Consider the following 10,239-nt stretch of genomic DNA (forward strand, 5'->3'; position numbering starts at 1 on the left):
ATAATGGGAGACGTGACAACGCGAAAGAACTCCGGGCAGAGCACGACCGCCCCGGCGAAGCGTCAGCGCGCGACATCGTCGGGACCGGCGTCGGAGCGCCGTGACCACCTCGTCAAGCTCGCCGCGGAACTCTTCGCCCGCAAGGGCTTCCAGGCCACGACCGTACGCGAGATCGCCGATGAGGCGGGCATCCTCTCGGGAAGTCTCTATCATCATTTCGACTCCAAAGAGACGATCGTCGACGAGGTGCTCTCCACCTTCCTCGACGACCTGGTCGCCCGCTACCGCACGGCGATCGGCTCGGGCGCCGACCCGCGCTCGATCCTGTCGGAGATGGTGCGCATCGGTTTCGGCACGCTGGAGCCGCACCGCGCCGCGATCACCGTGATGCAGAACGACTGGAACTATCTGCGCCAGTTCGAGCGGTTCAACTACCTGGTCAAAGCCGAGGACGAGGTCGAGCAGATCTGGGTCGCGCAGATCAAGGCGGGCCAGGCGGCCGGGCAGTTCCGCGCCGACGTCGACCCGAAGCTCACCTACCGGATGATCCGCGACACGATCTGGGTGGCGGTGCGCTGGTTCCGTCCCGGCGGCCGGCTCAACACGACCGGTCTGGCCGAGCACTACATCACCGTGCTCTTCGACGGCCTGGCCACGGGTGAGCGGACCACTCAGCAGGCATGAGCCTTGGTACGGCAGTGCGAAAGGCACTGCGGGAGGCGGCGGAGCCCGCGAAGGCCGCGACGATGCGTGCGTACATGAAGTCCGACATGCCGTTCCTCGGCGTCCAGGCGGTGCCGAGACGGGCCGCGCTGCGGCGCGTGTTCGCGGCGCACCGCATCGGCACGGCGCCGGAGTGGCGCCGGGCGGTGCTCGGCCTGTGGCGCGAGGCCGAATACCGCGAGGAGCGCTATGCGGCGATCGAGCTGACCGGCTATCACCTCTATCGGGAGTTCCAGACGCTCTACACGGTGCCGATGTACGAGGAGATGATCGTCAGCGGCGCCTGGTGGGACCTGGTCGACGAGCTGGCCACGCACCGGATCGGCGGCCTGCTCACCGCGTTCCCCGACTCGATGCGCCCGCTCATGCTGGACTGGGCGCGCGACGGCGACCTGTGGAAACGCCGCACCGCGATCCTGTGCCAGAACAGGTTCAAGGCCCGCACCGACACGGCGCTGCTCTACGCCTGCATCGAGCCGAGCCTGTCGGACAACGACTTCTTCGCCCGCAAGGCGATCGGCTGGGCGCTGCGCGAATACGCCAAGACCAACCCGGCCGAGGTCATCCGCTATGTGCGGACCAAGGGCATCTCGGGCCTGAGCCGCCGCGAGGCTCTGCGCAACTTACCGGCTACCTAGTCCACAGAGCATCCTGTACGGCCTGCACCAGGGCCATCAGCTCGGGCGTGACGCGCTCCCTCGCCCACGCCAGCGCGTACGTGATGCGCAGGTCACCCGCATCGAGCGAGACGAACCTCAGATCATCGCGGCGGATCGTCCTGGCCAGCAGCTGCGGGATCGGCAGCACCCCGGCCCCCGCCGCGACCAGGTCGAGCGCGGCGGCGAAGTCGTCGTCGGCCACCATGCGCGAGCGCCCCGGCAGCCCGGCCCACGCCCGGCTGCCCGGCGTGAGCAGCACCTGCCCGGCGACGTCACCGGGGACGACCTTGGCCCTCGACTCCAGCGCGTGCCCGAGCGGCACCGCGAGCTGGTCCACGGAGACGTGAAACCTGGCGGCGGTGACGAACCGCGCCGGGGCGGGCGTGGTGAGGATCGCCGCCGACACCTCCCCCCGATCCAGCGCGTCGGACGCCACCCCGCGTCCGGCGACCGTGAGCTCCACGCCGATGGCCGGAGTACGGCCCGCCAGCCGCCGGGCGACCCGGGCCGCCAGCGCGCCGACGAGCGGTGGATAAGCGAGATGAATGGTCGGCCGAGCCAGCCGGGCCGCCTCGGCCGCGAACGCGGTGGCGGCGGCCAGTAGCTCGTCGGCGTGCGGGAGCAGGGCCTTGCCCGCGGCGGTGAGCCGCACCGCGCGGGCGGTCCGGTCGAACAGCCTGGTCCCGGTGGCCCGCTCCAACCTGGTGATGGCCTGGCTCATGGCGGGCTGGGACATGCCCAGGTCCGCGGCGGCCACCGAGAAGCTGAGCCGGGCGGCCACGCGGGTGAAGCACTGGACCTCCTTGAGCATAAGCAGCACGAATACAGGATGCACCAGGGGCGGCGGGTGTGGTGGATTCTCGGCGTTCGATCAAGTCGTCAACGCAGGGAGCAGTCTGATGTCGTCATTTCCCCGGTCCACCGTGCTCGGATATCCCAGGATCGGCCCGCGAAGGGAGCTGAAGCGGGCCCTGGAGTCGTACTGGGACGGCCGCTCGACCCGCGCGGAGCTGGAGGAGACGGGCGCCGAGCTGCGGGAGCGGACCTGGCGGCGGCTCGCCGAGCTGGGCCTGGCCGGGCTGCCGTCCAACACCTTCTCGCTATACGACCAGGTGCTGGACACGGCCGTGCTGCTCGGCGCGGTGCCCCGGCGCTACCTGGAGGCCGAGGACTCCTACTTCGCGATGGCCAGGGGCACCGCCGGGCTGGCGCCGCTGCGGATGACGAAGTGGTTCGACACGAACTACCACTACATCGTGCCGGAGGTCGACGCCGAGACCGTGTTCAAGCTCGATGCCGCCAAGCCGCTCGCCGAGCTGCGGCAGGCTCGGGAGCTGGGCTTCGAGACGCGGCCCGTGGTGATAGGGCCGGTGACGTTCCTGCTGCTGGCCGGGGCGCTGGAGCGGCTGGAGGAGGTGCTCGGCTGCTATGAGGAGCTACTGGCGCTCTTCGCGGCCGAGGGTGTGGAGTGGGTGCAGCTCGACGAGCCCGCGCTGGTGGCCGACCGGTCTCCCGAGGAGCTGGCCGCCGTCACGGCCGCCTACGAGCGGCTCGGGTCCGCTCCTTCGCGCCCCGGGCTGTTCGTCGCCTCCTACTTCGGTGATCTGGGCGAGGCGCTGCCCGTCCTGGCCGCGACGCCGGTGGAGGCGATCGGGGTGGACCTGGTGCGCGGCGGCCTGGACCGGCTCGCGGCGCTGGCGGGCAAGACCGTGGTGGCGGGCGTGGTGTCCGGGCGGGACGTGTGGCGTACCGCTCCGGGGCGGGCGCTGAGCCTGCTGCGGGCGGTGCGGGAGCACGCGGCGGACGTGGTGGTCAGCACGTCGTGCTCGCTCCTGCACGTGCCGTACGACGTGGCGGGGGAGGACGAGCTCGACCCGGCGCTGCGGGCGCGGCTGGCCTTCGCCGAGCAGAAGGTGGCCGAGGTGGTCGAGCTGGCGCGCGCCGACTTCGGCGGCGCCGAGGCCCCGGCGGCGTCGGTGGCGCTGGCGGACCCGGTCGTGTTCGAGGGGCGCGGTCCGTACGCGGAGCGAGCCGCGGCGCAGGCCGCGCATCTGCGGCTGCCCGCACTGCCGATCACCACGATCGGGTCGTTCCCGCAGACCGGCGAGCTGCGCGCGGCCCGCGCGGCCGTGGTGGCGGGCACGCTGGAGGAGGCCGGCTACGACCGGCGGGTCGAGGCGGAGATCGAGCGGGTCATCCGGCTGCAGGAGCGGCTCGGGCTCGACGTCCTCGTGCACGGCGAGCCCGAGCGCAACGACATGGTCCAATACTTCGCCGAGCACCTCGACGGCTTCGCGGTCACCGCCAACGGCTGGGTCCAGTCCTACGGCTCGCGCTGCACCAGGCCGCCGATCCTGCACGGCGACGTCGGGCGGCCCGCGCCGATCACCGTGCGGTGGGCCCGCCACGCGCAGTCGCTGACGGACAAGCCGGTCAAGGGCATGCTCACCGGGCCGGTCACGATCGTCGCCTGGTCGTTCGTCCGTGACGACCTGCCGCTGCGTGACGTCGTGTTCCAGGTGGCCGACGCGGTCAGGGACGAGGTACGCGACCTGGAGGAGGCGGGCGTGTCGATCATCCAGGTGGACGAGCCGGCGCTGCGCGAGCTGCTGCCGCTCAGGCGGGCCTCGCAGGCCGACTACCTGGAGTGGGCGGTGGCCGCGTACCGGAGGGCCACCTCGGGCGCGAGTGACCGCATCCAGATCCATACGCACCTGTGCTATTCGGATGCCGACCAGATCCTCGCGGCGATCGACGGCCTGGACGCCGACGTCACCACGATCGAGTCGGCCCGTTCCGGGGCCCGGATCCTGGGGGCGGTGGGCTCCTTCGGGCGCGGGCTCGGGCCCGGCGTCTACGACATCCACTCGCCGCGGGTGCCGAGCGAGGCCGAGGTGGAGGGGCTGCTGCGCGAGACGCTGAAGGTGCTGCCCGCCGAGCGGGTCTGGGTGAACCCGGACTGCGGGCTGAAGACCCGTACCTACGAGCAGGTGGAGGCGGCGCTGGCGAACGTGGTCGGCGCGACCAGGCGCCTGCGCGACGAGCTCGGCACTTCATGATCGACGCTACGTGATCAGCTGAAGGTCCGGGTGAGGTGGGCCAGGGCGGCGTCGGCGTAGTGGCGCGGGCCGGTGCTCAGGCCGTACGCGAGGTCCTCGATGAGCGCGCACCTGGCGTAGAACAGGGCCCTGGCCCGGTCTGTCTCGTCGAAGTCGAGGTCGTAGTGCGAGACGGTCTGCTCGAAGACCGCGGGACCCAGGTCGCGGTAGATGAGCGCGAAGTCGTGCGCCGGGTCGGTGACGGCGGCGTCGGTCCAGTCGATGACGCCCGTCAGCGAGCTGGTCGCGACGTCGACCAGGAGATGCTCGCCGCCCAGGTCGTTGTGGCAGAAGCGCAGGGAGCGCGGCTCGTCGGGCGGCCTGCGGCGTAAGAACTCCTCCACCAGCGGCCGTTGTTCGTACGGCACGTGCCGCTCGACGTCGCGGTAGTCGAGCCCGGCGTCCACCAGCAGGGTGGGCGCCGGGTAGAGGTCGAGCGGCGCCAGCTCGCGCAGCTCCCCCGGCTCGGCGCCGTGCAGGGCGCTGAGCAGGCGGCCCAGCGGGGCGGCCAGCAGTGCGGGGTCCGGCACCGGGTGCAGGTTGAGCGGCTCGCCCGGCAGTTTGCGGTAGGCGAGCACGCCCTGCTCGTAGTCGGCGAAGACCACCTCGGGCACCGCCACGGTGGCCAGCGCCCGGACCGCGGCCAGCAGCTCGACCTCGCGCCGCGTGGCCACCGGATCGACGGCCCTGCTGCCCCGGACGATCAACTCACCGTTGACCTCGTACACCTCGTTGTCCAGGCCCTGCCCGGACTCGGTGAGGGAGCGCACCTCGACGTCGGGGAGGTGGCGGGCCAGCAACGCGCGGATGTCGCCGATCACACCCCGCAGCTTAGAACCGCCGCGACCGGTACGCGAGGGATATTCACTTGAGCGCTCCCGCGGTCAGCCCCGACTGGATCTGACGCTGGAAGACCGTGTAGACGACCAGCATGGGCAGGATCGCCAGCGTCAGCGCGGCGAACAGGGCCGACCAGTCCTGGTCGTAGCCCGCGGCCGTCGAGATGTCGGCGATGCCCTGCGTGAGCACCCACTTGTCGCGCTCCTGCAGCAGCACCAGGGGGAGCTGGTACTGGTTCCACTGGCCGAGGATATTGAAGATCGTGATGCTGACCAGGCCCGGCCTGGCCATGGGCAGCATGATCTGGAAGAAGACGCGGGTGTGCGAGGCGCCGTCGACCATGGCCGCCTCCGCCACCGCCGTGGGCAGCGTACGGAAGAAGGCCGCCAGGAAGAACACGGTGAACGGCATCGAGTAGGCGATGTAGACCAGCACGAGGCCCGCGTGGGTGTTCAGGCCGATGAGCGGGCCGATCAGCGGGAGGTTGCCCATGTTCTGCACGACGAAGAACAGCGGAGACAGCGCCATGAAGACCGGGAAGGCCAGGCCCGACACGAACAGCAGGTAGATGGCCCGGTTGCCGCGGAAGGGATAGCGCGCCAGCACGTACGCGGCCATCGAGCCGACCAGCATGGTGCCGGACACGCTGAAGGCGACCACGATGACGCTGTTGAGCATGTACTGGCCGATGTGCGCCTGATCCCAGGCCCTGGCGAAGTTGTCCCAGTGCAGACTGGCCGGCAGCGACCAGGCGTCACCGAAGATCTCGTCCTCGCTCTTGACCGACGCCAGGAACGTCCACAGGATCGGCACAACCGTGAGCAGGGTCCACAGCAGCAACGCGACGTGCGACAGGATCGCCATGGGGCCGAGCCGCCTGCGGCTCTCCTGGCGGGCCAGCTTGCGGGAGTTCGCCACCGTCCATGAGGTCGTTGTCATCAGTACTCGATTCGTTCGCGCCGCGTGAGGCGCAGCGAAAGGATCGCGAACCCGACGGTGAAGAGGAACATCACGACGCCCAGGGCCGAGGCGTATCCGAAGCGGAAGTATTGGAAGGCGTTGCGGTAGATCTCGGCGGCCATGACCGTGGTCGACCAGTCGGGGCCGCCGTGCTGGTCGGTCATCACCCACACGATCGCGAACACGTCGAGAGCGATGATGCCCAGGTAGACCCAGGCCACCTGGACGGTGTCCCAGAGCAGCGGCAGCGTGATGCGGAAGAACAGGCTCAGCCGCCCGGCGCCGTCGATCTGCGCCGCTTCGAACATGTCCTTCGGGATGGAGGCGAGCCCGGCGGAGAAGAGCACCACGTAGAACCCGACCGCCTGCCAGACCAGGACACCGAGCACCGACCAGAACGCGACGTTCGGATCCGACAGGAAGCCGATCGGCTTGGCGCCCAGCGCCATCAGCGGCGCGTTCAGCATGCCGCTGCCGTCCGGCCGGAACACCTGCTGGAACAGCACCGCCACCACCGCGACGGCCAGCACCTGCGGGAAGAAGAACACCACCCGGTAGAACTTGGAGCCCCTGATCCCGCCCACGGCCCGCCCGCCGCCGCCCACGTTGAGGAGGAAGGCGAAGAACAGCGCGATGACGATCGTGAACAGGGGCAGCAGGACGAGCAGCCCGGCGTTGTGCGTGACCGCCTTCCAGAAGATCTCGTCTCCCAGAAGACGGACGAAGTTCTCCAGCCCGATGAAGGCCGGCGTGGCCGAGACGCCGCGCCAGTCCGTCATCGCCATGTAGAACGCCTGGATGTACGGCGAGATCACGTAAACCAGATAGAGGGTCACCGGGGCTGCCAGGAACGCGGTGATGAACAGCCCTCGGCGATACCTGTTGAACAGCATCAGCGCTTGTACTTCTTGATCGAGGAGTCGTTCTTGATCTCGTCGGCCTTCTTCTGCAGGCGCTCCAGGTACTTGTCGGGCGTGAGGCCACCGGTCATGAGCTGGCCGGTGGCGGCGATGGCCTCGTCCTTGAGCTGGGCGTACCAGGTCTGCCAGCGGTAGTAGACGATGTTCGCGCCGGCGGCGGTGTAGGCCGTGGTCGCGCTCGCGGCGCCCGGCGAGAGCTGCCGGCCCTCGCCCGCGCCCTTGACCGTCGAGACGGTCTTGACCATCTCGCTGAAGTCGCCCGACGCCTTCTTCGACAGCATGGCGCGCAGGTACTCCATGCCGCCCTGCGGGTTGGCGCCCTTGGCGGGGACGATGAAGTTCTCGCTCGGCTGGCTGTGGAGCGTGCCGTACGGCATCTTGTCGGAGCTGGTGAAGTCGGGGACGGGGAACATGCCGTACTCGAAGTCGGGCGGGGTCGTGGTCTTCTGCTCGTTCTCCAGCCAGGAGCCGGAGGGCAGCATGGCGACCTTGTACTTGTTCTGGGCGGTCTGGGTCTGGACGTGGTCGAGGCCGGCGGTGCCCTCCATGAGGTACTTCGCGCCGATCTCGGCCCAGGCAGTGGCGGAGGTCTTCATGGCCTCGCTCTTCCAGGCGCCGTCCTCGAGGTTGTCGATGTTGACGAGGACCTCGTTGCCGCCGATCTTCGCGGCCATGGTGAGCAGCACTTCGTACAGATATTGCGGGAATTTTCCGGCGTAGGTGAAGGGGGCCATCTTGCCGGACTTTTTGATTGTTTCGTTGAGCTTGAGGAACTCGTCCCAGGTCTTCGGGGGCACCCAGCCGTTGTCCTTGAACGCCTTCTGCGAGTACCAGATGCCGAAGATGTAGTTCACATAGCCGAGCACGCTGAACGTGCCGTCGTAGGTGCCGATGTCAATGACGGCCTGGTCGATGGTGTCCCTGACCTTGGTGCCCGGGTCGTCCCACGAGGGCGCGTCGAGCAGCGGGGTGAGGTCCTGGAGCTGGCCGTCCTGGGCGAGCGCGCCGAAGTCCATGGCGTTGGCGCCCGAGTTGTCGATCACGTCGGGCGGGTTGCCACCGGCGAACCTCGGCTGGAGAACCTTGGTGATCTCCTTGGTGGCGTTGTGCTTGATCTCCACCTTGGGATACTTCGACTTGAACAGCGGCTGGTGGATGTTCTTGGCGTAGTCCTGGCCGAAGCCGCCGTCGAAGATCCATACCTCCAGCGGCTTGCTGTCCGACACGCCGAAGGGGTTGGCCGCGCTGGTCGCGACCGGGGCGGCCGACGAGGCCGACGGCTTCGCGGCCGGGGTCGCGCACGCGGCGAGCGCGCCCGCCATGGGGACCAGAGCGGCGCTCCGGAGGAGCTCGCGCCGGGTGATGCGGGGGGTGTTCGGCATTATGTCTACTCCTAGCTAGTCATGCTCCACGTCGGATCCGCCCTGCGTAGCGGCTCTCCAGGGCCTTGTTGTGCTCGTCGCCGCCGGCCACGTTGACCGACAGATAGATGGGCGGCGTCTCGCCGAGCGCCACGAGCCCGTCCACCGCCTCGGTGACCACCATCTGCGCGAGCAGCGCCGAGGTGACCGTCGAGATCGCGCCGTAACCGCCGCCGCCCGGCAGTTCGAGGATCGCGTCCCCGTACGGCGCGCCGTTGTCCAGCACGACGTCGGCCAGGTCGAGCAGCTTGCGGCCCGACGGGTGGCGCGAGGTCATCTGGCTGCTGTGCTTGACCGAGGTCAGCGCGATCAGGGGATGACCGCGGTCCTTGACGATCGTGGCCAGCTCGACCACGGCGCCGTTGATGCCCGAGCTGGAGATCAGCACGAACACGTCCTGCGGCGCGACGGGCGCCAGCTCGTAGATCCGGTGGGCGATCTCCGGATCGCGTTCGAGCTCGGGGGTGAGCACGCTCGGCGGCTGCCCGCCGTACAGGACGAGGTCGCGCGGGGTGAGCCGGTTGCTGGGCACCAGGCCGCCGGCCCGTCCGGCGATCTCCATCGCGATGGCCTCGGAATGCCCCGATCCGAACGCGTTGACCACGCCGCCCGCTCTGAGCGAGGTGACGAGCAGGGCGGCGGCGCGGCGTACCGGCTCCGCCTGCGACTCCACGACCTGGCGTGCCAGCTCCAGGGCCTTGGTTGCGAACGTCATTCAGCCTCTCTCCACCCGGTGGCTCTCCACGGCGCTGATCGTCAGCCCGAACGCCTGGTTGGTGCGCTCGTACGTGCGCTGGGCCACCGCCACGTAGACGGCGTCGAGCACGAACAGCTGCGAGTGGACGGCCGCCAGCCCGCCGAGCCGGAACGTGGTCTCCCTGCTGGCGGTGGTGAGCACCAGGTCGGCCAGGTCGGCCAGCGGCGATCGGGCAAACGAGGTGACGGCGACCGTGGTGGCGTCGTGGCTGCCGGCCTCGGCCAGGGCCTCCATGACCTCGCGGGTCCGGCCCCGGTGGCTGATGCCGATCGCGACGTCGCTCGAGCCGAGCAGCGCGGCGTCCGACAGCGCGACGTGCGCGTCGCCCGCGCTCCAGCACGGGATGCCGATGCGCCGGAACCGGCCTTCGTACATGGCCGCGACGTTCCCGCTGGTGGAGACGCCGACGAGGAGGACCCGCGGCGCGGCGACGATGGCGTCGGCCACCTGGGCGACGATCTCCGAGTCGAGCTGGGCGGCGGTGTCCTGGATGAGCCGGGCGTCGGCCGCCGCCATCACCTCGATCGCCGCGTCGAGCGGGTCGTCGGGCCCGATCTCGTGCCCCACGCCCGCGCCCCAGCCCGCCTGCGCGGCCCGGCCGGTCTCGGTGGCCAGCGCCACCCGCAGCTCCGCGTAGCCGGAGAAGCCGAAGGCCCGGCAGAACCTGGTCACGGTCGCGGGCGAGCTGCCCGCGCGCTCGGCCAGCGCGATGATGGTCGACCGGGCCGCCTCGGCCGGATCACCGAGGATCACCTCGCCGACCCTGCGCAACGCCTCCGGCAAACCGGGTAGTTCTGTTTCCACACGCCCGAGGGCACCTGAAGTCACGAATATTCCTTCCGGATACCCGGTCTTCCGCCG

At 69.8% G+C, this 10,239-nt stretch carries 10 protein-coding genes; 3 read left to right on the forward strand and 7 right to left on the reverse strand.

Annotation, left to right across the window (positions count from 1 at the left end; all coding sequences use genetic code 11):
* Nucleotides 1-3: 3 nt before the first annotated feature.
* Both KLK06_RS50610 and KLK06_RS50615 read left to right on the forward strand, forming a co-directional pair.
* Nucleotides 4-684, forward strand: a complete 681-nt coding sequence (locus tag KLK06_RS50610) for a TetR/AcrR family transcriptional regulator (protein WP_250907310.1) — start codon at nt 4-6, stop codon at nt 682-684.
* 14 nt (nt 685-698) lie between these two features.
* Nucleotides 699-1,361 carry a DNA alkylation repair protein gene (locus tag KLK06_RS50615; RefSeq protein ID WP_308168815.1) on the forward strand — a complete coding sequence of 221 codons (663 nt, stop codon included), beginning with the start codon at nt 699-701 and terminating at the stop codon, nt 1,359-1,361.
* Here the strand turns inward: KLK06_RS50615 and KLK06_RS50620 are convergent.
* Nucleotides 1,354-2,193: a LysR family transcriptional regulator gene (locus tag KLK06_RS50620; protein WP_250907334.1), complete on the reverse strand. Its 840-nt coding sequence runs from the start codon at nt 2,191-2,193 to the stop codon at nt 1,354-1,356. The genes KLK06_RS50615 and KLK06_RS50620 overlap by 8 nt on opposite strands.
* A gap of 88 nt (nt 2,194-2,281) precedes the next feature.
* On the opposite strand from KLK06_RS50620, the gene metE reads away from it, so the two are divergent.
* Nucleotides 2,282-4,441 carry a 5-methyltetrahydropteroyltriglutamate--homocysteine S-methyltransferase gene (gene metE / locus KLK06_RS50625; RefSeq protein WP_214643025.1) on the forward strand — a complete coding sequence of 720 codons (2,160 nt, stop codon included), beginning with the start codon at nt 2,282-2,284 and terminating at the stop codon, nt 4,439-4,441.
* Between the two features lie 14 nt (nt 4,442-4,455).
* Here the strand turns inward: metE and KLK06_RS50630 are convergent, their stop codons facing one another.
* From KLK06_RS50630 to KLK06_RS50655, 6 genes are read right to left on the reverse strand one after another with little or no spacing between them, the layout of a single operon-like run.
* Complete coding sequence (locus KLK06_RS50630; RefSeq protein ID WP_214643026.1) at nt 4,456-5,301, reverse strand: phosphotransferase; 846 nt, start codon at nt 5,299-5,301, stop codon at nt 4,456-4,458.
* A 43-nt stretch (nt 5,302-5,344) separates the two neighbouring features.
* Nucleotides 5,345-6,259: a carbohydrate ABC transporter permease gene (locus tag KLK06_RS50635; RefSeq protein WP_214643027.1), complete on the reverse strand. Its 915-nt coding sequence runs from the start codon at nt 6,257-6,259 to the stop codon at nt 5,345-5,347.
* Nucleotides 6,259-7,173 (reverse strand): carbohydrate ABC transporter permease, encoded by a 915-nt coding sequence (locus tag KLK06_RS50640; RefSeq protein ID WP_214643028.1) that lies wholly within the window; start codon nt 7,171-7,173, stop codon nt 6,259-6,261. Before KLK06_RS50640 ends, KLK06_RS50635 begins: the two co-directional genes overlap by 1 nt.
* Nucleotides 7,173-8,582, reverse strand: a complete 1,410-nt coding sequence (ngcE, locus tag KLK06_RS50645) for an N-acetylglucosamine/diacetylchitobiose ABC transporter substrate-binding protein (protein WP_214643029.1) — start codon at nt 8,580-8,582, stop codon at nt 7,173-7,175. Before ngcE ends, KLK06_RS50640 begins: the two co-directional genes overlap by 1 nt.
* A 19-nt stretch (nt 8,583-8,601) precedes the next feature.
* The gene (locus KLK06_RS50650; RefSeq protein WP_214643030.1) at nt 8,602-9,336 is read right to left on the reverse strand and encodes a sugar isomerase domain-containing protein; all 735 of its coding nucleotides are present in this window, start codon (nt 9,334-9,336) and stop codon (nt 8,602-8,604) included.
* The gene (locus tag KLK06_RS50655) at nt 9,337-10,182 is read right to left on the reverse strand and encodes a MurR/RpiR family transcriptional regulator (protein ID WP_214643031.1); all 846 of its coding nucleotides are present in this window, start codon (nt 10,180-10,182) and stop codon (nt 9,337-9,339) included.
* Nucleotides 10,183-10,239 lie beyond the last annotated feature (57 nt).

The organism is Nonomuraea sp. NEAU-A123, assembly GCF_018603905.1.
Lineage (GTDB): Bacteria > Actinomycetota > Actinomycetes > Streptosporangiales > Streptosporangiaceae > Nonomuraea.